The following is a 24495-nucleotide window of genomic DNA, read 5'->3' on the forward strand; positions in this document are numbered from 1 at the left end:
TGAGCAATTCCGACGTTGCTTTTCATTCTACATTTGAGTGAGAATTCAGCGTCATTTTTTGAATTCCGCAACATAGTTTTTTCGTTTTTACTTTCTTAAAATTCTAAAAAAAATCGAAAATAAACTAGGCTTTTTTTCAATCCGCAAACTTGCTCCAGCATTGTTGGCAACGTGATTGTATATGGTTTGTTGCGTGGTTTAAGCACCTAATTTAGCAAATAAAAACCGAATAGAAAATCTGCGAGGATTTTCGTAAGTAGGCTATAACTAGCAATAAATTATATACGGTGTTGTAGTGCGTTTTTTAATATTCGGTTACTGAACTCCAATTCTCTCCTTTTTTTATCCTATGAATTTGTGTGTCGGATACTCCAAAACGTTTTGCAATCATATTTATTCGAGTTCTTTTATTCTTTAATTGGCGTTTTATAATTTTTACTTTACCCTCGTTTAATTTACCAATGTTTTTACTTCTTTTTTCAACGATTTCTTCCCAATTCGGATTGTTAAATTGATGAAGTTCTTTTTCTCTTTTGGTTGCCCATTTTAAGTTTTCCACTCGATTGTCGGTTTTGTCGTAATTCAGGTGGATGACATAAATTCCGTCGTTCCGCTCAAGAAAATGTTCAGCCACAAGTTTGTGGACGTATCTGCTGGTCGATTTTCCGTTCCGTTTTTGTTTTAGCGGAAGATTTTGATATCCGTTGATGTATGATTTTTTAACTTCAAATTCGGTTTCGTTTTTACAGTTTAAAATTCGTCCGTAATTTGAGATTTTGAACTGTTCATTTTCCGCAATTCCATCGTCAAATTTGACCCTTTTCCATTCCTCTTTCCAATAGTTTCTTATCATCCTAAATGTTTTTCTCAAATGCACTACAACGTTGTTGTATAAGGAAAGTTGCGTGTTTGTGTGCGAGGATTTTCCGAAGGAAAATCAGAAGCTAGCAAACGAGCAACTAACTTTGGTTTAGCTAAAACTAGCAATTTTTTTTATACGGTGTTGGCAAATCGGTTTTTTTATTCGAATAATAATTTCGCTCGTTCATTACCAATTTTATTTAATTCAGATTCAGTTTGTTTATAATTCAATTCGTTAAACATCGTTTTTAATTCAGTCAGATTATTTTCAAACAACTCACTTTCTTGCTCTAAATTCAGTCGTTTTGATAAGTCAGATTTTCCAAACTTTGGTTTTTCCAAATCTGTTTTATTTCTCCGATTTAAAAATGCATTTATCAAGTCCAAATCATAAAAATTTTCAGAGAAGAGTGAAGAAATCCGAGTTTCAATTATTCCTCTGTCATTTACAATGTCAAAATTTAGCCAACTATTTTTAAAGCGATAAATTCCACCCATTCCGCTAATATCAAATTCAGTCAATTCAAATCCGTTCTTATTCAGAATTCCGATATAATATTTGTTCAAAGTATTATCTAAATATTCTTTAATTCCCATTTTCTCATTCTGGTTGCGTTTCCCTCAACTGTTTGCCAACGGTTTTGTGTATTGTTAGCAGCCGGCTTTTAAATTCCACACAGTTTAATTAGACATCTATATCGTTGATTTTAGCGTATAACTCTGTTTTTGGTGTCTAACTACATTCAGATTGGTTTTTTCGCGTTCAGATCGGCTGTAAAGTTTTGTAAATTAAAATAGAGTAGAGTGAGTTGATGGTTTTCTCTATGGTTCTCGTAAATTCTAATTTTAATGGTTCCTATTATCCAGCGTTATTTTCCGTAATTCTAATCAGTTGTGCTTATTCATCTCAGTAATCAATCCAACGTTGTTGTTCCGCAATCTTAGTCAATTCGGCTTATCCGTCTGAGTAATAAATCCGGCGTAAATTTTGCGAACTGTTTATCAAGTTAGATCATTCGAGTGAGATTTTTATCGTGATTAGAATTAAAAAACTCTTGGATTAAGAAAGCGGTTAGCAAAACGTGACTGCTTGCTGCTAACGGTCTTGTGTATGATTTCGTTGCGTGTTTCAGCAACTAATTTAGCAAATACAAACCGAATAGAAAATCCGAGAGGATTTTCGTAAGTAAGCCTGCACTAGCAATGAATTATACACGGTGTTATATAGATACTTCACTCTTTTACCTTTAATTTCATTAAAACCCTTTATATACAGTACTTTACAGGTTTTTACTAAAGTAAAATAATGCAACAAAATGCATTAAAATGCTTGTTTTGTTGTACCTATTGTTGTACCTTCGTACTAGGTTGCACCGCTTTGCATCCCTTTAAAACCAGTACTTTATGTCTTCAATAAAACTAATTTTAAGAAATAACAAAGTAGATAAAGCAGGTGAAGCACCTCTTTATTTAAGAGTTATAAAAGACCGTAAAACTAAATTCATTTCATTAAGCTTAAAACTAAAGCCAAATGAATGGGATGAAGATAAGCAAAAAGTAAAGAAGAATCACAGTAATTCTACAAGGCTAAATGCTTACATATCTCAAAAGGTTGCAGATGCCAAAGGAGAAATCGCAGACCTTGAAAGAAGAAACCAATCTACAACAGCGAGAAAACTAAAAGAGGCCATAAAAGGCAAACCCTTAACGAACTTTTTTGACTACTCGGATAATCTTTGTGAAAAGCGAAAAGGTACTCTAGCCTACTCAACTTACAAGAATTACAAAACCTATCTAAAGAAATTTGAAAACTTCATAGGTCATAGAGAATTGATGTTTGAGGATATTACAGTAACTACCTTAAAGGACTTTGCATCTCATTGTAGCTCTACGTTAGGCAACAATAATACAACCATAAATTTCTCTTTAAAGGTTATGAAAATAATGTTTAGAGAAGCGCAAAAAGAAGATTTAATACCTTTGGATTTATTTCCCTTTAACAAATTCACAGTTAAGAAAGAAAAGAGTACTAAACGCTATCTTTCTGCTGAACAGTTTGAAGGTTTTATGAATTTAGAAGTTTCCAACAAAGACAAGGCAGAGATTATAAAAGATATGTTTATTTTTTCAGTCTTTGCAGGTGGTTTAAGGTTTGGCGATATGATAGAGCTAAAATGGAAAAATTACGATAAGAAAAACGGTAAAATCACAAAGGTTATCAGAAAAACAAACAGACAGCATAGTGTTAGAATAGGTCAAAAAGCGGTTGAGATATTAGAGAAGTATCAACAAAAAGACCAGAAGCAAGAAGATATAATTTTTCCTTTTGCAAATGTTGATAAAACCTATTTTACAGATAAAGAGCATAGAAATTTAATAACCGGTAGAGCAATAGCATTAAGCAATATGTATTTAAGAAAAATGGGCAAACGTTTAGAACTACCTTTCAATTTAAGTTTTCACATAAGCCGACATACATTTGCAACCAGAGCTTTAAATAATGGTATGAGAATAGAACACGTTTCTAAATTGATGGACCATTCAGATATTGGCATTACTCAAGTGTATGCAAAAATTATTAGTAGTGAGTTAGATAATGCAGTAGATAAATATATAAACTAGAATAACTAATGGAGATAGATTTAATAGAAAACCTGCACGAACTCTCTAACACTGTAAAAAAATTACAGCTAGAAAAGTATAATATTTCGCAATTAATTCACATCCATAATTACTATTGTATTGAGGACTTTACAGATACTGAAAGCTATGTTTTTCAAAACGATGTTTTGAATGCTGATGATAGAAAAATTAATTTTATCCTCAAAAATTTTGATAAAGCAATTGAAACCAATTGCAACAATAACATAGATTTAGACCAATATTCGATTGATGATAGATTTGAAATATCTTACTCAACTAACGATAAAGTAAAAGCAGTATCTAAACTTTATAATATAAAACATCAATTTCCAAAAGACGATGATTTATTTAAGTGCTATTGGCTAAAACATTTTATTAAGGAGTGCAAACAAATTGTTGAAAATATTAGATCACTAATAGAGCAACCAGATGAACCTATTAATATATCTGCTTCACAAATGATAAACGACCAATTTCAATACGACAACTTTAAAGATTTATTATTAGTAGAAGAATTAGAAAAGCGTGTAGCAATTGAAGCAGTAGAGTACAAAAAGAATTGCGATGACTATTGGGAAACTTATACTTTCGACCCAACCTATTTTGATACGTTTATTTCTGGTGAGTTGTACACTATATTTTTAAATGCCATATATGAAAGAATAAAGCCTTTAAATGACTTTGAAATTAATAAATACCTAACACTATCAGTAAATCAATTTAAGACGCATACGCCAACCAAAAGAGCAGAAGCCTTTAAAAGAATTTACCACGATACCTATTGGCATCCAAACAAAATGGAGTACAACGAAAATGAGTACGATGATAAATATGCAATGCACGTCTGGAAGCATTATAAAAATCATTTCCACTTATTTAAAGAAGCATCAGAAAATATCTTACTGGACTTTAAAAAGGGCTTAATTGGAAATGGTAAAAAACAAGAAGTAATTGAGAAACCAAAGACTAAAACAAAATCGAAATATCAATCATTTACCTACATTAATAATCTTTCTGGTCAATCTAACTTAACAGGACTAAAAGACTCTTTAATTAGAAAAAAATTAATTGCATCAGATACAGACTTAAGAGATTTTAGAAAAGTGTTTAGCGGAGAAGAAATCGAAAAACCTATTGTTTGGACTGGTAATATTAGCGAACTTTCATATTTCATTAAGCAATTGCATAATGAATTAAAGCTTGTTAGAGATTTAAAGCAACAACAATGGGCAGTAACTATAAACTGTTTTATTCAAGAAAACGGAGAGCAATATAACCGCACAAAATTAAGAACTCAAAAAGTTCCTGCTACATCAAAAAACATTGATATGGCATTAAAAACACTATAATAATACTCTACACTTCAAGTGCAGTATTAAAAAACTTTCTTCAAATAATACAGTTAATCTCTTTTAGGTTAGCTGTTTTTTTATGCCACTCTACACTCTGCACCTTACTCTAAACCCTTGTTTATAAAGTGTTTTGAGCCTCTCTTTCTGCCAATCTTTGTTTTCATAATCATTAAAATTTCACACAATGGAAGCAATTATTTTAAGCGCACAACAGTACAAAGAATTAGTAAATCGTTTAGATGTTCTAAACAAAAAACTAGAAGAAAAGCAAAAGTCACCAAACGACACGTTTTTAGACAATCAAGAATTTTTACAGCTAATGAATATTAGCAAAAGAACAGCGCAATCCTGGAGAGATGAAGGTAAAATTTCATTCTCTCAAATAGGCTCAAAAATCTATTACAGAATGAGCGATGTACAAAAGCTTTTAGACAAAAACTACAAACAAGCTTTTTCTAACAAAAAACGCAATTATTAATCCGTAAATCTTAAAGTTATGCAAGTTGCCGTATCAGTCTTTAAAGACTTCGTAAACAAGGTTGAGGATAAGCCATTAGAAAAAATCCTAAATGATATTAAAATAGGAACTTATAAAACTGAAATTGAAAAAATAAGAGGTTTAATGTCAATAGGTAAAGAAAAAGAAGCTGAAAACCTAAAAAAACAATTATTAGGCTTTACAACCTCTGGAATATTCAATAATTATAGGAGTAGTGAAAATTTAGAAACCTACACCCAATACATAATTTTAGATATAGATAAACTTTCAGATGCCGAACTCAAACGCATAATACCAATCATAAATCTTGCACCTTATACCTATGGCTGTTTTATCAGTACTAGAGGTAAAGGAGTTAAATTTATAGTAAAAGTAAATACAACATTAGAACAACATAAAGAAGCCTATAAGCAAGTTGTGGCCTATTATGAACAAGCTTTAAATATTGATATAGATACTTCTGGTAGCGATTTTGCAAGACTCTGTTTTGTGTCATTTGACAAAGAATGCCATATTAATACAAATGCAGATACTTTTGAGGTTACTTTAAAACCAATAGAAACGGCACAACCAATAAAGCAAAGTAATCAAGTAAATAATGATATTGAAGCTTACATATCTGAAATAGAAAAAACAGCAACCGATATTACAGGAAATTATGAAACGTGGCGAAATTTAGGTTTTGCTTTATCTGAAGAATATGGAGAAGCTGGTAGAGAATATTATCATAGAATTAGCAGATTTTACATTAACTATAAGTACCAAGAATGCGATAAACAATTTACCAATTGTTTAAAAGCTAAAGGTACAGGCATCAATATTTCTACATTTTTTTATATGGCACATCAAAATAATATAAAACCACACAAAGAACCTATTGAAGACGAAGTATTACCTATAAAAGACGATTTACTAACAGAAGATTATACAGATAGTCCAACTTTCTCAACTTCCGCAATTCCTCAACTTCCGCAATTCCTTCAACACGTAGTTAAATACACGAAAACAGACCAAGAAAAAGATATAATGATATTGGGTGCCATAACAGCAATAAGTGCTTGTTTACCTAAAATATACGGTATCTACGATGGCGACAAAGTGTACTCTAATTTATATTTATTTGTAACAGCGGCAGCAGCTTCAGGAAAAGGTAAACTAAAATTTTGTAAACGATTGGTTTATAAAATTCATAAAACAATGCGTGAAGAAGCTAAACTAATGGAAGCTGAATATGATGCAGAATTGGCACAATACAACAAGAACAAAGCAAAAGATACAAACCTAAAGAAACCACCAAAGCCACCTATTAGAATGTTATTTATTCCGGCTAATAACAGCTCTACAGGGATGTTTCAATTATTGCACGATAGTAAAGGCAGAGGACTAATTTTTGAAACCGAAGCAGATACATTGGCAAAAAACTTTAAAACAGATTATGGCGATTATTCTGATGGGTTTAGAAATGCGTTTCATCACGAAACCATAAAATATTTTCGAAGAACAGACAGAGAATATGTAGAAATAGAAGAGCCTTGTTTGTCTTGTGCCTTAACAGGAACACCAAAACAAGTTTTGGCGTTAATGCCTAATGCAGAAAATGGCTTATTCAGTCGCTTTATGTTTTATCAAATGCCAACAAGTACGCATTGGAAAAATGTGTTTGCTATTGACACTAAAAAAGGCTTAAATGAATACTACGATCAATTAGGTAATCAATTTTATGAGCTATACAGGCAACTAATTTCAAATACAGAAATTCAGTTTTCATATACCGAAGTACAACAAGAAGTATTCAATCAATTTTTTTCAAAAATTAATTTATACTATCTAAATGTAAATCCTTTAGAATACAACTCTTCAATAAAAAGAATGGGTATTATAGCGTTTAGAATTAGTATGATTTTAACCGTTTTACGCATACTTGAAACAGGCGATGTTTCAAATCCTTTATACTGTTGTGATGAAGATTTTCAATCTACATTAACTATGGTAAAAGCATTGACAAAACACAGTAGTAAAGTATATTCTAGCTTACCAGATGATAAAACAGCCATCAACTACAAGAATAAAAAAGAACAGTTTATAGAAAGTTTACCTTTACGGTTTTCAACTCAAGATTATATCAATTACGCAACTAAATTAGGTGTTACCCAAAAAACAGCAGAGCGTTACATTACCGGTCTTTGTAAAACTAATTTTTTAGTAAGAGAATCGCAAGGTAATTACTACAATCCATCAAAAGATGAAAGTGAGGGAAATGAGGAAAGTGAGGAAGATAAGTAGCCAGTTTCCTCAATTCCCTCAAAACCCTCAATCTCTAAAATAAATAAATCTAAAAATGTTTTATTAATAATTTAAAAAGACCTAAATTGGACAAGTCTTATAAAGAGCTTATGCTATGTTCGGAGAATACATAAAAAATATACGTGAAAACAATGGGTTACTGCAACGAGAAGTAGCTGCTTTCCTTGAAGTAGATACGGCTTTTATTAGTAAAATAGAGCGTAATGAAAAAAGCGCAAGTCGCAATCACCTACCTAAACTATCTGAATTATTTAATGTCAGTGAATCTGAAATGATTAAATATTGGTTGGCAGACAAAGTATATCAAGTAATTAGTGATGAAGATCAAAAGCTAGAAATCCTAAAAGTGGCAGAAAAAGAAGTTAAATACAATCAAAAAACATCAAAATAAATGGCTAATAATACATACAAACAACATCTAGAAAATTTACTAAAACAAGACGCTCGTTTTGTAGACGATGAAGGCGAGTTAATGGGTAATAAAGTAAAAAGTTTTACCGATGATTTAGACGAAAAACTAATTGAGCTTTTATTGCAAGATGAACGTTCTAGAACACAATTCTTTATTAAAATTAAAGAGGTGTATGTGTTTAAAGCCAGTGAGTTTAAATTCTTTTTAGAGCAAAATAAAATAGATAACAGTTTTACCAATTATATAAACCAAATTGGTTTATCGGTTGGTGGTAAATTTTTAAAAGACAATACAGATGTTGTTTTAGACTTTCCGTATAAAGATTGTATTCTAGAAGGCGGCCAAAGCACAGAAGAAGGTTTGGACACCTATTTTGAATACGATGAAGAAGTAAGTAAAACTGATGAGAAAAAAGGCTACAAACCTCAACAATACAACGAGAAACAAACCAAACGCAAAGAAATATTCTTTAACAATATAGTTGCAAAAGATGAAATAGACCGTTTGTTAGAACCTAAAGCATTTGCCAACATTACAAAATATGACGTAAAAGGAGAAAGCAAACCCAAAAGCTTTACAAGAGATGCAGCCATTAACAAAAAACGGAACTTACCAGCAGATACCATTACAGATAATTTAATTATAAAAGGAAATAACTTATTGGCATTAGAAAGCCTAAAAGAAGAGTTTAAGGGGAAAGTGAAGCTTATTTATATTGACCCACCTTATAATACTGGTAGTGACAGTTTTGCATATAATGATAATTTTAACCATTCTACCTGGTTAACTTTTATGTATAATCGCCTTGAAGTAGCAAAAGAATTATTAAGTGAAGAAGGCTTAATATATGTTCAATGCGATGACAATGAACAGTCATATTTAAAAATTATTTTAGACAACATATTTAAAGATGGTTTTATTAATAACATAGTTGCTGAAATGAGTAATTTATCTGGTAATAAAATTGAACACGCAATACAGGGGCGTAAGTTTCCTAAAATAAAAGAATACATTCTATTGTATTGTAAGTCAAAGAGTAATTATAAATTACAAATACCTAAACAAGAAAAGGAAAATTGGGATGATGAATATAATATGATTATTCCTTCTTTGTCATTAGATGGATACAAAGAAATTAAGGAATTAATTTCAATCAATGATTTATCAAATTTAAATAAAGTTCTATTCAATTTCAAATTAGAATCTCTTAAGAAATACGCTAAAGACAACAAAATTGACTTGACTGATGAATGGAAGTTTGAGAATTCATTTAGAATACTAGCTTCAAAACCGAATACAGCATTAAGAAAAAAAGCATTAACTAAAGAGTATAATCAAATTATTTATGCTCTCAAGAATCAGAGAGGTGATTTAAAAATCATTAAAACTGATTTCAACAGAGATACGGATACAGCTCGTATTGAATTAGTGTTTGCAGAAGACAATAGTAAGGTGTTTTTTGGTGATATATGGTTTAATATCGTCACTACTGGTGGCGTGGCACAAGAGGGTGGTGTCGTTTTAAAAAATGGTAAAAAACCCGAGTACTTACTTCATAAAATTATTTCCTCGGCAACCAATGAGAATGATATTGTTTTAGATTATCATTTAGGATCAGGAACAACAGCAGCAGTTTCTATGAAGATGAATCGTCAATTTATTGGGTTGGAGCAAATTGATAGTCAGGTAGAAATGTCAAAAACAAGATTACAGAATGTTATTAATAAAGATAATAGTGGTATTTCTCGATACAAAGACGTTAATTGGCAAGGTGGTGGTTCATTTACCTATTTAGAACTAGCCAAAAACAACCAAAACGCAAAAGACCAAATACTAGCTTGCAATAGCTATAAAGAGCTAATGGAGCTATTTAACGATTTATACTCGAAATACTTTTTGCACTACAACCTTAAAACAAAGGAATTCCAAGAGGTAGTTGCTAAAGAAGAAAAGTTTATAGCATTATCATTAGATAGGCAAAAAGAAATATTTTGCAAAATGCTAGATAATAACCAGCTCTATGTAAATGTTAGTGAAATGGAAGATAGCAAACACAATATTTCCCCAGAAGATATAGCCTTAACAAAAGATTTCTATCAAATAAAAGAGTAATTAAAATGGCAGAAGAAAATAAATCACTCAAACCATCTGATGAATTATCAGACTTTATTTTATACACAGCACCTAACGGAGATGTTAAAATAGAAATCTATGTGCAAAATGAAACAGTTTGGTTAACACAACAAAAAATAGCAGACCTATTTGATGTTGATAGAACAGTTGTAACCAAGCATTTAGGTAATATATTCGAAGATGGTGAATTAGATAAAATGGCAACAAGTGCAAAATTTGCACAAGTTCAAAAAGAAGGAGAAAGAGATGTTAAACGTAATATTGAATTTTACAATTTAGATGCTATTATTTCTGTTGGTTATAGAGTTAACAGCACCAAAGCAACTCAATTTCGTATTTGGGCAACTAAAACACTTAAAGAGTATATCATAAAGGGCTTTACTATAGATGACGAACGCTTAAAACAAGGTAAAACACTATTTGGTAAAGATTATTTTAAAGAGTTATTAGAGCGTGTTCGTTCCATCCGTGCAAGTGAGCGTAGAATATATCAACAAGTAACAGATATTTTTGCGGAGTGCAGTATAGATTATGATAAAAATGCACCAATTACAAAAAAGTTTTATGCTACCATTCAAAACAAATTTCATTATGCCATAACAGGTAAAACAGCAGCTGAAATTATTTATTTAAAAGCAGATAGTAAAAAACCTAAAATGGGTTTAAAAACTTGGAAAAATGCACCTGAAGGCAGAATCTTAAAAAGCGATACCAACATTGCAAAAAACTATCTAGAAGAAAATGAAATAAAACAACTGGAGCGCACGGTATCAAGCTATTTTGATTATATTGAAGGATTAATTGAAAGAGAAAATACGTTTACAATGGAGGGTTTGGCAAATAGTGTAAATAAGTTTCTAGAGTTTAATGAATTTAAAGTATTGGATGGGTTAGGTAAAAAGTCTAAAAAACAAGCAGAAAATAAAGCATTTAAAGAATACGATACCTTTAACAAAACACAAAAGATAGATTCGGATTTTGATAAAATGGTAAAAAAACTAAATCAAAAAAAAGATAAATAATGGCAGATATAAAGGCGTTATACGAAACCATAAAAATGGATGCTTTTGATTTGGGTTTATCAAAATCTAAAGTTCCAGAATTTATTACAGATAATTTAAGATATGAGCTGTTTGATTGGCAACGAGAAGCATTAGAAAACTTCTTAACAGCAGAGGCTATTAAAGAACATAAAGGCGATTACGCACCAACAAGTTTGCTATTTAATCTTGCAACAGGTACAGGTAAAACATTGTTAATGGCAGCATTAATAATATACTATTATGAAAAAGGCTATCGCAACTTTATATTCTTTGTAAATCAAAATAATATTGTTGGTAAAACAGAAGACAACCTCACAGACCCAGACCATAATAAATACTTGTTTTCCAATCCTATAGTAATTGATAAAAAAACTGTAAACATAAAAAAGGTTGAGACCTTTTCTAGTGATACTGATGATATAGAAATTCACTTTACCTCTATACATAAGCTACACAATGCAGTATACCAAGTAAAGGAGAATAGTGTGTTTTTAGATGATTTACAGCAACGTAATATTGTAATGCTAGCAGATGAAGCACACCATTTAAATTCAGCTACAAAGGCAAAAGAAGATGTGCAAACAGAACTTGATATTGTTACAGAATTAGCAGACAATGCAAGCGAAAAAGATGTAGAGAAAAGTTGGGAACACACCGTAAATGATTTAATACTTCATAAAGGAGATAGAAATAATAGTGAAGAAAATAAAAATGTACTATTGGAGTTTACAGCAACAGTACCATCCAATAAAAAAGTAGAAGAAAAATACCTACCCAAAACAATTATTAGGTTCGATTTAAAAGACTTTTTAAAAGCAGGTTATACCAAAGAAATTAATTTAGTATCATCATCATTCAATAAAAAATTAAGGGTATTACAAGCCCTTATTTTTAATTGGTATCGCTATAAAATGGGTGTAAAACATAATCTTCCAAATTTCAAACCAGTCATTTTATTCAGAAGTAAATTTGTTACCTCTAAAAGAGAAGAAAATGTAGAATCAGATTATGAGTTTTTCAGAGAAATAATAGACAACCTAACTATTGAAGATTTTAAGTTTCTTCAAACCATAGAAAAAATTGAAGCGCAAGAAATTTATGAAGTAGGCCAAAGCAGAATTGTAGATATACGTAATTACATTGCAGATAATGACGTTTCGTACAATAGTGTCATAAGCTATTTAAAAGATGCTTTCAATCCTAATAACTGCATCATAACACACTCTTCAGATAAAACAGCAAAGGCAATAAAATCGGGTATGCGTGATGCAGATAAGACAACGCCTGAACAAGATAAATTATTAAATAGTTTAGAAGACAAAAACAATCCTATTACTGCAATATTTACCTGCCAAAGACTTACAGAAGGCTGGGATGTATTAAATTTATTTGATATTGTACGTATGTACGAAGGTCAAAACACAGGAGGTACTAATAAAGGAAAAGCAGGTGGTAGTACTACGTCAGAAGTTCAGTTAATAGGTAGAGGTGTTCGTTATTATCCTTTTAAATATGAAGAGCATATTCCTATTAAAAGGAAATTTGACAAAAATCTAGATCACGAATTACGCGTGTTAGAAGAGTTTTATTTCCACAGTGATAAAGACGAAAGATATATAGCAGAACTAAAAAAAGAATTGAAACGTCAAGAATTATTGCCAGGAAAAGAAAAGCAATTAAAAATCTTTGACATTAAGCCTGAAATTAAGAAAGATAAATCAAGCTTCTACAATACTTTAAACGTTTATACAAACGAAAAAGTAGCGAATCCTAATAGATGTAAACGAGATTTAGAAGAATTAAAAAAAGATTGGAACTTTGAAGATAAGCTAGAAGAAATAGCATTAAATGTTACAAAACTAGAATTTGAAAAGGACACAGAAGATGTTACACGTTACGAAACCATTCAAGAAAAGAAAAGAACTATAACGCTACCATTAAATAAAACACCACGTAACACCAGACACAAAGCATTAAGTGTTCAAACTAAAAGAGAAAAATCAATATTACGTTTTAATAAATTAAAAGAAGAAATCAATATAGAATGTATTGAAGATGCTTTTAAAGATGAATATTTCGGTAGTTTTAATATTTCTGTTGTGGTTCCTGAAAATGAAAATCTAAAAGAGGTTTCAGATATTGAGCGTTTTGAATTAATAGAGCCTAAAGAGCAAGTTAGAATCTTAACCAATGCATTTAATAAACTTGAAAAGGAAATAGAATTAATTTCAAATCCACATATCGGTACAGAATTTAAGCCAGTGCGTTTAAATAACTACTACAAAATACCTAAACCAATTTACGTAGTAAAAGAGCCCGAAAGTGAAACAATAGAAACACGTTTAAAAGATAAAGATTGGTATCCTTTAACAGCATTTTATGGCACATCAGAAGAAAGAGAATTAGTGAAGTTTTTAGAAAATAAAATAGCCAATTTTGAAGATAAATTCAAAGAAGTAAATCTTTTAAGAAATGAGGAGGTTTATAAAATTCACGATTTCAAAACAGGTCGTGGTTTTATGCCAGATTTTATATTATTTCTAAAGTCAGAAACGGTGGAATTACATTATCAAGTTTTTATTGAGCCAAAAGGGAATCAATTTAAAGATGCTTCAAATGGTTATAACGATAGTGCGGAAGGCTGGAAACAAGAATTTTTAGACCATATATCTCAAAAGTATTCAAAAGATAAAATATTAACAGCAGAAGATAAAAACTATAAGCTTATTGGATTGCCACTTTACAATAAAAAACTAGAGAAAGAATTTAAAGAAAGTACAGAAAAGCAATTAGGTGTTGAATTATAATATAAAAAAATAATGCAAGATTTTAGAGGGGCAAGATGGTATAAATGCGATTTACATTTGCATACTACAGCAAGTAAATGTTTTGATGATAAAAATGTAACAGCAGTACAATGGGTTGATAGAGCTATTGAACAAGGTTTAGATTGTGTAGCTGTAACAGACCATAATTCCCCATTAGGTATTAAAGCTATTCAAGAAGCTTCACAAGGCAAAAACTTAACAGTTTTTCCTGGAGTTGAAATAACTTGCGATACTTCTAAAATTCATTTGTTAATATTATTTGACCCGTCTAAAGGAGAAGAAGATATAAAGAGTTTTTTAAGTAAATGTGATATAGAGCATAATGTTTATGGCGAACAAGAAGCGACTACTACCAAATCTGTTTTTGAAGTAGCTGATATTGCAACTAATAAATGTGATGCTTTAATAATTCCAGCACATATTGATGAGTTTGCAGGTTTAAATAGTTTAAGTCATCAAAATTTAGAAAAGTTTTATAGTCGTAATGATATTAATGCAGTTCAAGTTGTTCATAAAACTTTTAATGATAATGAATACACGAATACAACTATTAGTGAGATTGTGCCATATTTAAATGATTATTACAGTAGCCCAACACCTAAAATTGATGATGCTAAAGCAAAAGAATGGTTTAGTGCAGTTAGTTTAGCAAATAAAAAAGAGTTGTCTGTATTAACCTTTTCAGATAATCCTCACGCACCTAAAAACTCTAAACACGGTTTATATGGTATAGGTACACGGTTTACTTATATAAAAATGGATGAAAACCCTACTTTAGAGGGATTGCGTCAAGCTTTTTTATTGCCTTCACATAGAATTGTAAATGATTTTAATAGTAGTTCTACAATTACAGAAAAACCAGAATTTTGGATTAAATCTATTACAATTACAGATACTTCCTTAACAGGTAAAGAGCCTTTTAAGGTTAATTTTAATCCACAACTAAATACAATTATTGGTGGTCGTGGTAGTGGTAAATCAAGTATTTTAAGGTTTATTAGAGGTGTTTTTAACCGTACAAATAATCTTGAAAGTTTTACCGAATTAATAACAGAACATAATAACTTTTACAAAACAACCGAATTGCAGGGTATAGAGTCAATAGGTGTGTTTAATGATGCTTCAACCATTGAAATCGAATTTATTCGTAAAGAGTTTTTGTATAAGGTCAAAGCTTCAAGTATTAATTCATCAACAAATCAATTTATTGAAATACATAGATTAGATGATGATGTTTGGACAGAAATTGAAGATAAAGAATTTTTAAACTTTTTAGAGTTTGAACAATATTCTCAAAAGCAAATATTTGAAATATCAAAAAACCCTAATGCACTATTAGATAGGATTGATATAAATGTCGAAGAAATAAATGAATTAAAAGATAAGCGTGAAGTAACTAAAGAAAACTATTTAAAATCTTGTAGCACCATAAGAGCATATCAAGTAAAACTTAAATCAAGACTGAAATTAAAAACAGATATTGAAGATTTAAAGAAAAAATTAGAGACGTTAGATAAAGCAGGTATTAAGGACTTAATGTCTGAAAAGAAAGTGTTTGAAGAAGAAGAAAAGCTACTTGATAATTACAAAATTCATATTGATAATTTAGTAACCCAATTAGGTGTTTTTAAAGAAGATTTTAAAATAAAACAACCTGATATAAATCATATCTCTAATGATTATAAAGACGAATTGGAAGGTGTGCTATCTGAAGCAAATGAAGAACTAATAGAGCGTGCAAAAGAGTTTGAAACCTTAATCAGTTCATTATTGAAAGTTAAATCAGATTTAGAATCTAAAATTGTTTCTTCAAAATGGAAACAGTCATATTCAGATGCTATATCTAATTATGATAAAAAGAAAGCCGATCTTGAAAGTGAAGGTGTTGTTAATATAGATGAATATGAGGAAATATCTAAAGAAATAGAAACTAAAACTTTAGAGCTTGCAGAACTAGATATTATAAATGAAAATAAACGTTCAGAATTAGTACAGCGTGAAAAATACCAAACTGAATTTATACAATTATGTAAAAATATTACTGCTGAACGTAAAGCGTTTATTCAAGAAAATATTACAGATAATAAGATTAGAGTTAAAATTAATCCTTTTAAAAACGAAACAAATTTCGAGCTACAAATTCGCAGAATTATTGGTAAAGAAACAAAGTATGAAGATGATTTTATAAAGCTGAAAGAATTGTGTTTTAGAGGTCAAGTTGAGGTTTTAATAAAGAATATAAAGAAAGAATTTCGTTCTAATTATTATGATGATAAATTTGAATTAGTTGGTGGTCGTTTTAAAAATGCAGTCCGTAGCATAACTGATGCTGGTATGGATGAATTAGAATTATTTATGCCAGAAGACGAGGTGGTTGTAGAGTATAAACCTGAAAATTCAGATTCTTTTAAGTCGCTATCTACAGCGTCAGCAGGTCAAAAAACCACAGCTATTTTAACCTTTTTGCTTTCATTCGGCTCTATTCCATTATTGTTAGATCAACCAGAAGATGATTTAGATAATCGTTTAGTTTATGATTTGATAGTAGATAGATTAAAAGTAGCAAAAGATAATAGGCAAATTATTGTGGTTACTCATAACGCCAATATCCCTGTTAATGGGGATGCAGAATATATTATTTCAATGGACTCTGAAAGTCAATATACCTCAATTCTACATTCAGGTACAGTTGAAAGAGAAGAGATAAAAAAAGAAATATGTGATGTTATGGAAGGTAGTGAAAAAGCTTTTAAAATGCGTTCTGATAGATATAAGGTAAGTTAATTCCCCACAACACAAAACCCAGTTTTCTCGTACCTCAAAATCCTCTGTTTTTTGTGTTGTTCCCCTCGCCACTGCATAGTTGTTTTTATGTCACAATAATTGTAGCCAACGCTATAATGGCACATTGCTTGTTTTATTTAAAAGTAGCTATTTTTAGAAATCAGTACAATAAAAAAGCAAAGAGCCATTGCCAACGCTCAAACAACTATTGCGCCACAAAAACAACCCAAAGCTATGTTACATAATAGAAGTTATAGTAGCAAAAACCTTTTCAAAGGTTGCCTACGGCGTGTTATTATGTTTTGGTAGCTATAACTGCTATTATGTAAAATATCCGCTAATCCAACGCTCACATCCGAACATATAAGTACATTTTGAACAAGCATTAAACAGTCGAACATTTAAAGGATTTAGTTAATTGAAAATAATATTAGTTATCTCATTCATCTGCACAAAACCATCGTTAAGTCCAAGTATTCCTTACCTCAAGTCTTTGTTTGTTTCATTTCACTAAAAAATATTAAAGACCACTTTTCCCCACCACCCAAGAAATAGGATATAAAAAAATAGGTTTAGAATATGTAGTATTACGTCATAGCACATTACTTTTTATCGTACCTCAAAAAAGCAATAAGCTATTGTCTAAAAGTCCTGTATAAGTAGCTTGTTTAAATGCTGTTTTATCAAACAACTATTTAAAACGCTACCCATACAAACGCTTCATCCCACGCTCAAATACGAACTGAAACCTATTTTTTTAAGTGTTAATTCCCCTAAAAGTGTTTTCCCTTTTTAATTAAATAATCAGATGCTTGTTTTTCAATATCATCTTGTGTCCATATCTTATTTTCCAACACCCAAGTATTAATAGTTTCCTTATCAAAATAAAGCCTTTTACCTCTTTTTGAATGCGGTATAGTATGGCTACTTGTTAGTTTATAAATATGCGATTTTGAAACACCTAAATAATTTGTGAGTTGTTCTATATCCATAATTTTAGAAGTAATAATATTAGTTTCTTTTCTTCCAATATTTGAATAGATGTTTTCAAGTAGATTTTCAATGTTCTTTAATCTTTCGTTAATAATTTCAAAAGGATTTTCCATAATGTTTATAGTATTAAATAAAAAAAGTTTGCAAATATATGTGGCTTCCTCTGCCAGCCGCAAAAGGCTATAAAGGTCAAGCCCTACGGGTTTTGAATAAAACTTTTTTCAAAAACCTTTTTCTTTTTCATTAAACAATTTAACTCAAAAAACTTTTATCCAAAAACCTTGACAGCCTTACCCACGCCACAATAACTATGGCTATCTTTTTTTCTTTTCAAAAAAAATAATGGTGCGAAGCGTAGCGAAGCAATTTTAAATTGGATAGCTATGTCAACTTTTGAACTAAAAACACACAAATCTGGTCGGACTTACTCGAACCCTTATTTTTTCATCCTAAATAAAGGTCTAAACAGTGGTAAACCTTTAACAAATCCCTGTCCTAATTGTTTTGTAGTCACTACATCAACCGAAGAAGAGAAGAACACACTATTTCATTTATCTATGATGTTGCAAATAGGTGGATTTTACGCTTATTATTTAAAAGGAAGTGTTATTCCGTTTATATCTATAGATGATTGCAGAAACACGCTAAAAAAAGGCTTGAAATCAAAGGCAAAATCCGAGTATGATTTTCAAAAACACATCAATACTGTTTCTGTTATCAGTAAAAAAGAAAAAGAGTTACAAAATGTCATTGATAAAATGGCAGTTTTAAAGGTGGCATATATACGTAATTGTTTCAAGTTAATGCAAAGTAATGTAACTGAACGCAAAGGCGTTCTACTACCTTAAAACAGTAACAAAATGGTGTTATTTTTGTTATATTATTAGCGTAAATAAGGTTTAAAAGCAATATCAAGTCCGTACCAAGTCCGAACGAGTATTAATTTTAAATATTTATAGTTATGGGGAAAATAGCCCAAGGAATTTTAGGAGGCTTATCTGGTAAGGTAGGTAACATTATAGGAGGTAGCTGGAAAGGTATCGACTATATTAGAATTAAGCCATCAAGCGTGGCGAATCCTCGCACAGAGGGGCAAGTAAATCAACGTAATAAATTTACTGTTACATTGGAGTATTTGCAAGCTACAAGCGATTTTATTAAAATAGGTTATAAGGCGTTTGCAGTAAAGAAAACTGAATTTAATGCAGCTATGTCTTATGTGTTAAATAATGCCGTAGGTGGTATCGCACCTAACTTCACAATTGATTATACTTTAGCTTTATTAAGTAGAGGTCCTTTATCTGGTGTTTTAAATGGTACAACCGATTTAGCATCAGCAGGACAAGTAACTTTTGATTGGGATGATAACTCGGCAGAAGGTAATGCAAATGTAACGGACAAATCAATGGTATTAGTTTACAATCCAAGTAAGAAAGAATCAATTTCTATTCTTGATGGTGCTGATAGAACTGTAGGTTCACAAGTAGTAACAATACCAAATACCTATGCAGGAGATACTGTAGAGCTTTTTATGGCATTTGTATCTGAAGATGGTAAAACAGTATCAAATAGTGTGTATTTAGGCTCTGGTACGGCAGCTTAATAACTTTAAGTTTAAATACATATTAAAAACCGTTTCTATTAATTTAGAAGCGGTTTTTTTATGCTTATAGATCATTTAATTACCAGGTTAAAAATGTTATACCTATGTTGTACTTATTTCAATAATATTTATTTAAATTCAATAAATACAATACATACAGAAGTATATTAATATAACACGGTGTTACCTGCAGTACTTATCTTTTCGTTGTTAACTCTGATAAGTTCAATTGAGCATTAGCAAATTGTTGTGTCCAAAAACCGTGAAGTTTCCCATTTTTAAAATTTTTATCCATTTCTCTTATTCCTAGAATTTTTTCTTTTGCAGTTTCAGACATAGAACTGATTGCTTTCAGTCGTGTTTGCTCATCAATTTGGATTAAACACCTTTTAGGTATCTGATGTGCTTTTAACCTTCCATCTCCTCGTTTGTCGGTGAAAGTAAAATCAGAATCCTTTTCCGTGATTTTAAACAAATCTTTTAATTGTGGTGTGTCAAGTACTAAAAACCCTTTTTGATATGCTTTTTCTCCAATTGGTATTTGGTGGTCCTCAACTAATAAAAGAATACCATTTTCTTTCAAACAATTTGAAATGTTACCATCTTCTTGGAAAAGTGATAACCAGTCTTTAGGGTCAATTTCGTGAAGTACATTGCACATAATTATTACATCAAAACTATTCTTATCGTAATTAGAGAATAAATTATTGAAATCATTATAATAACGTTTTTCACAATTTCCGTAAGCCTTAATTAAAGAACTCTCGCAATATTCTTTGTCATCAGGATATTTGTCGAAAGCAATATATTCTATTGAGTCTAATAACTTGATTTGATTCTCTCTATCTAAATCTGTAATATTTGATATTAATCTTCCTTTTCCAGCTCCATAGTCTAATATCCTTAATTTACTATCATTTGCTAATGAAAGTAAATCGGTTCTTATTTGTAATGATTGTGTATCATTTGTTCCAGTTAATACCGCTTTAGGTTCAAATAGACTTTCAAAAGCATATCTGCTTGTCGCATATTGGGCTGGTAGGCTAATAAAATCTTGAAGTCTCGCTACCTCTTCTTCATTTCCTAGTAAGCTATGTAAAACCTTTTCAGGTATTTTGCCAGCATGACTTATTTTGTTATTATCTACGTACCAAAGCATTGAAGGTTCAAAATGAGCTAATAATGGTATCGAATGAGTTGCAATCCAAACTTGTCCATTTGATACGCAATTATTAATTCTCTCTATTGTTTCAATTATTACTGATGGATGCAAATGATTTTCGGGTTCATCAAGAACTAATATCAAGTCTGACAGTGAAGATTGTTGACTATAAATAGCTAAACAAAATTGAAGCAAAATCTTTTGACCATCAGATAAATTAGATTGTCCCATTGGAAACCCAAATAAGGTAGCTTCGTCATTAATGGTTCTAGTTACTTCAGTATTTAAAAATATTTTAATAATATCTTTGAGTCTATTATAATCTTGAACAGCAACTTCTTTTTCCTCTTCTGACGTATCAGAAAATTGGTGAGTGGAATTAAACCATCTGTCTTGTATTACTTGAATTTTTGCATAAGTACCTTGAGGAAGACTGTTAACACCAACTTTATCTACCGTAGAAGCATAACTAATTATTTGACTTTTTGGAAATGTATTACAATCTTTTAAATCTAAACTTTTAGGAACAAAACGCACAAAACTGTAATTTTCTGATTTATTTGAAGTTTCAATTAAATTCCAATTTGTTACTTTTTCTGAATTTGAAATATAAGCTTGATGGTCTGTTATTTGCTTTTTATAATTAGCTATATCTCTTTCTAGAGATGTAATTTGAGCAGGTTCAGTCATTGATTTTATCTGCTCTTCTGCTCCAACTATAGCTTGTTCATAGGCTGGTATTTGTTTTTTATATATTTCGAGATTTTTAGTTTCTTGATTAACTTGTGATTCCTTTGGTTTTAATGAGAAGGTGTTGAATATTTTATTCAAAATCCTTGTTTTTCCAGCTCCATTTTTTCCTGCAATTAAAACTATTTTATTTAGCCTATCCATTTTGATAGATTCAAGTCCATCATTAGAATCTTGTGATTTAGGTATATCAATTTTTGTAATTCTCATTTTTTATCAGTGTTCTTGGTATTGCAGGTAACGGTTTTGTGTATGGTTAGTTGCGTGGTTTGGCAACTAATTTAGCAAAAATTGACCGAACCCGAGAAAATTCCAGCGGAATTTTCGCACGTAATCTAAAAAAAGCAATTAATTATACACGTTGTTAGCTTTTAGTGCTTTTTTATCTGCTTAATAATTCATTCCGATTTATGTTTTTTTGCTAATTTTTGTTTTCAAAGTTAGAGTAAATTCCGCAATATTTAAATTCAGATTAGAGTAAGCAATTCCGCAACTCGCTAAATTCCGATTGCGTGAGATTCCGAGTTTCCAATTCAGTTTCCAATTCAGTTTTCGATTCCGCAAACGAGCTAAAAAGTCAGACGCAATTCAATTCAGAGTTTGAGTGAGCAATTCCGCAGTTGTATTTCATTCTACATTTGAGTGATAATTCCGAAAATCTTTGAAATTCGACACACCGTCTTTCTGATTTATCTTACTTAAAATTCTAAAAAAAAAATCGAAAAATAAACCAGGCTTTTTTCAAACCGCAAACTTGCTCCAGCATTAAAGCTAACGGTTTTGTATAAGAATAGTTGCGTGTTTGCGTGCGAGGAATTTCCGAAGGAAATTCAGAAGTAGCAAACACGCAACTACCTTTGTTTAAGCACAAATTAGCAATTATTTTTATACGTTGTTGGCAAATCGTTATTTATTCAGTTTTTGTTACTTCATCGTATTTTAGTTCAGTTCTTTTATTTCTTTTTCCATATTCTACGATTACAGAATCAGAGTTTAATCCGATGATTTTACCGTCAATAATGTCTCCTTTTCTTTTGAAAACAACTTTATCTCCAACTTTTAATTCAATTTTCGCATTTGCATTTGTTGTAACGTTGACATTCGTATTTTGAATTCCCCAAACATCTCCAATTACTTTTACTTTTTTCCCGTTGCTTTTTACATAAATTTTCGCATTTCTTAAAAATTCTCCTTCGTGTTCTTTAGTCATATTATCGACAGCTTGTTCAAGAGCATCGTTTTCAGAACTTGCAATAGCTTCAACCTCTCTTTCTAGCAAAACATATTTTTGGCTATCATCCAAGTTTCTGTTGCTAATTCCTGTTAAATCTCCAATTCTTACATAACTTCCACAAGAAGTTAAAGATGTTAATACAATTCCTGCAATAAGTAAATTTTTGTTTTTCATTTTTTCGTTTAAGTTAAATTTTAGTTTTAAGTTGTTATAATGTTTGCCAACGGTTTAGTACATGAAAAGTAGCGTTTTTGAAAACGATATTTTCAGATGTTTAAAGTTAATATTTTTTAGGTTAGAAACATTCTATTTTACTAAATGAAGCTATTTTTTATGTACATTGTTAGGTGTAGGCTTTTTATTCTTTCAATTCTATCCATTTTTCAAAATAATCGAGAATAAATTTACGTGCCGAATTTATGTCCATAGGATTATTATGTGATTCATTATCATAAGTTGCGTGTCTAGCTTTTTCCCCAATTATTTTATTATCATTCGCTGTTCGAGTAAATCTTGAAATTTCATTTTTTGAAACTAAATTGCTCATACCAGACTTTTTTAAATCTTTTCGAATAATTTCATAGATTTTATAAAGATTCCACCAATCTTGATTATTAAAATAATGTAGGATTTCTCTTACATTTGAATCAGTTTTAGCTTTATCAATCCATTTTTGGTATTTATTTTCAGATACTTTTTCGTTAGATTCGATTGTCAGTGTTGCTCTAAATCTGGATCTACCAGTACTTTTTCCACTCATAAATGCAGTTCCTTGCAATTTATTCTGTTCATTTATTGTGTAAACTGTATTTGCAGTAATATAAATATGATTATTATAAATGGCTTTTGCAGCTCCGTTTAATATGTCTAGAAACTGTTTTGCTTTTAATAAAATTTCATACTCTGAATTAATAGAATCCAAAAAACTTGAGGATAATAAATATTTGTTTTCTATGAAATTAATTTTCCAATTATCATCATTTAGGATATAATCTAAATCTTGAATATCCATACTGTCACCAATTAATCCAACATATTTTTTTGACATAGAATAGTGTTTTTAATCCGCTTACACCTAACGTGTTTGTGTATGAAAAGTTGCGTTTTTGTGAGCGAGGATTTTCCGCAGGAAAATCAGACGTAACAAAAGAGCAACGATCTTTATTTAAGCACTAATGTAGCATTTTTTTATACACGGTGTTAGCAGCCGGCTTTTAAATTCCACACAGTTTAATTAGACATCTATATCGTTGATTTTAGCGTATAACTCTGTTTTTGGTGTCTAACTACATTCAGATTGGTTTTTTCGCGTTCAGATCGGCTGTAAAGTTTTGTAAATTAAAATAGAGTAGAGTGAGTTGATGGTTTTCTCTATGGTTCTCGTAAATTCTAATTTTAATGGTTCCTATTATCCAGCGTTATTTTCCGTAATTCTAATCAGTTGTGCTTATTCATCTCAGTAATCAATCCAACGTTGTTGTTCCGCAATCTTAGTCAATTCGGCTTATCCGTCTGAGTAATAAATCCGGCGTAAATTTTGCGAACTGTTTATCAAGTTAGATCATTCGAGTGAGATTTTTATCGTGATTAGAATTAAAAAACTCTTGGATTAAGAAAGCGGTTAGCAAAACGTGACTGCTTGCTGCTAACGTGTTTGTATATGATTAGTGGCGTGTTTTAAGCACGGAATTTAGCAAATAAATACCAAATAGAAAATCCGCGAGGATTTTCGTAAGTAGGTGAGAACCAGCCATTAATTATATACGGCTTAAGTTTACAATTCATTAAATTAGATAAATAATCAGAAAGAACAAAAGAGAGGATTAAGGTTAATATACACGGTGAAGATTAAACTTCGTCAACATTGATAATCCCCTCTCTTTTACTACTTAAA

General features: G+C 30.6%; 17 protein-coding genes. 11 read left to right on the forward strand and 6 right to left on the reverse strand.

Going from position 1 to position 24495, the window contains the following annotated elements:
- Positions 1-304: 304 nt before the first annotated feature.
- Together ACFPH8_RS14690 and ACFPH8_RS14695 are read right to left on the reverse strand one after the other, a co-directional pair.
- Entirely contained in the window at positions 305-853 is a 549-nt protein-coding gene (locus ACFPH8_RS14690; RefSeq protein WP_027127218.1) for an HNH endonuclease, read from the reverse strand.
- Between the two features lie 167 nt (positions 854-1020).
- Positions 1021-1458, reverse strand: a complete 438-nt coding sequence (locus ACFPH8_RS14695) for a hypothetical protein (protein ID WP_376862169.1) — start codon at positions 1456-1458, stop codon at positions 1021-1023.
- A gap of 807 nt (positions 1459-2265) precedes the next feature.
- On the opposite strand from ACFPH8_RS14695, the gene ACFPH8_RS14700 reads away from it, so the two are divergent.
- From ACFPH8_RS14700 to ACFPH8_RS14740, 9 genes are all read left to right on the forward strand, one after another.
- Positions 2266-3483 carry a tyrosine-type recombinase/integrase gene (locus tag ACFPH8_RS14700; RefSeq protein ID WP_376862171.1) on the forward strand — a complete coding sequence of 406 codons (1218 nt, stop codon included), beginning with the start codon at positions 2266-2268 and terminating at the stop codon, positions 3481-3483.
- A gap of 8 nt (positions 3484-3491) precedes the next feature.
- Positions 3492-4853, forward strand: coding sequence for a hypothetical protein (locus ACFPH8_RS14705; RefSeq protein WP_376862173.1), 1362 nt, complete (start codon positions 3492-3494; stop codon positions 4851-4853).
- 187 nt (positions 4854-5040) lie between these two features.
- Positions 5041-5334, forward strand: a complete 294-nt coding sequence (locus ACFPH8_RS14710; RefSeq protein ID WP_376862175.1) for a helix-turn-helix domain-containing protein — start codon at positions 5041-5043, stop codon at positions 5332-5334.
- Between the two features lie 18 nt (positions 5335-5352).
- Positions 5353-7638, forward strand: coding sequence for a DUF3987 domain-containing protein (locus ACFPH8_RS14715; protein ID WP_376862177.1), 2286 nt, complete (start codon positions 5353-5355; stop codon positions 7636-7638).
- Positions 7639-7753: 115 nt separating this feature from the next.
- Complete coding sequence (locus ACFPH8_RS14720) at positions 7754-8050, forward strand: helix-turn-helix domain-containing protein (protein WP_376862179.1); 297 nt, start codon at positions 7754-7756, stop codon at positions 8048-8050.
- Complete coding sequence (locus ACFPH8_RS14725) at positions 8051-10183, forward strand: site-specific DNA-methyltransferase (RefSeq protein WP_376862181.1); 2133 nt, start codon at positions 8051-8053, stop codon at positions 10181-10183.
- Between the two features lie 5 nt (positions 10184-10188).
- On the forward strand, positions 10189-11226 hold the full coding sequence (locus ACFPH8_RS14730; protein ID WP_376862183.1) for a virulence RhuM family protein: 1038 nt from the start codon (positions 10189-10191) through the stop codon (positions 11224-11226).
- A complete protein-coding gene (locus ACFPH8_RS14735; RefSeq protein WP_376862185.1) occupies positions 11226-14054 on the forward strand; it encodes a DEAD/DEAH box helicase family protein in 2829 nt (942 codons plus the stop codon). Before ACFPH8_RS14730 ends, ACFPH8_RS14735 begins: the two co-directional genes overlap by 1 nt.
- A 12-nt stretch (positions 14055-14066) precedes the next feature.
- Positions 14067-16859 (forward strand): TrlF family AAA-like ATPase, encoded by a 2793-nt coding sequence (locus tag ACFPH8_RS14740; RefSeq protein ID WP_376862187.1) that lies wholly within the window; start codon positions 14067-14069, stop codon positions 16857-16859.
- A gap of 773 nt (positions 16860-17632) precedes the next feature.
- On the opposite strand, the gene ACFPH8_RS14745 is transcribed toward ACFPH8_RS14740, so the two are convergent.
- Positions 17633-17965: a helix-turn-helix domain-containing protein gene (locus ACFPH8_RS14745; protein WP_376862189.1), complete on the reverse strand. Its 333-nt coding sequence runs from the start codon at positions 17963-17965 to the stop codon at positions 17633-17635.
- A gap of 270 nt (positions 17966-18235) precedes the next feature.
- Here ACFPH8_RS14745 and ACFPH8_RS14750 point away from each other — a divergent pair, with 270 nt between their 5' ends.
- A complete protein-coding gene (locus ACFPH8_RS14750; RefSeq protein ID WP_376862191.1) occupies positions 18236-18700 on the forward strand; it encodes a DUF6943 family protein in 465 nt (154 codons plus the stop codon).
- Between the two features lie 113 nt (positions 18701-18813).
- Positions 18814-19455 (forward strand): DUF6266 family protein, encoded by a 642-nt coding sequence (locus ACFPH8_RS14755; RefSeq protein ID WP_376862193.1) that lies wholly within the window; start codon positions 18814-18816, stop codon positions 19453-19455.
- A gap of 196 nt (positions 19456-19651) precedes the next feature.
- Here the strand turns inward: ACFPH8_RS14755 and ACFPH8_RS14760 are convergent, their stop codons facing one another.
- From ACFPH8_RS14760 to ACFPH8_RS14770, 3 genes are all read right to left on the reverse strand, one after another.
- Positions 19652-21577: an AAA family ATPase gene (locus ACFPH8_RS14760; protein WP_376862195.1), complete on the reverse strand. Its 1926-nt coding sequence runs from the start codon at positions 21575-21577 to the stop codon at positions 19652-19654.
- Positions 21578-22277: 700 nt separating this feature from the next.
- Positions 22278-22775, reverse strand: coding sequence for a hypothetical protein (locus ACFPH8_RS14765; protein ID WP_376862197.1), 498 nt, complete (start codon positions 22773-22775; stop codon positions 22278-22280).
- A gap of 184 nt (positions 22776-22959) precedes the next feature.
- Entirely contained in the window at positions 22960-23649 is a 690-nt protein-coding gene (locus ACFPH8_RS14770; RefSeq protein ID WP_376862199.1) for a hypothetical protein, read from the reverse strand.
- Positions 23650-24495: the final 846 nt, after the last annotated feature.

It is taken from the genome of Bizionia hallyeonensis (assembly GCF_042657385.1).
GTDB classification, from domain to species: domain Bacteria; phylum Bacteroidota; class Bacteroidia; order Flavobacteriales; family Flavobacteriaceae; genus Algorimicrobium; species Algorimicrobium hallyeonense.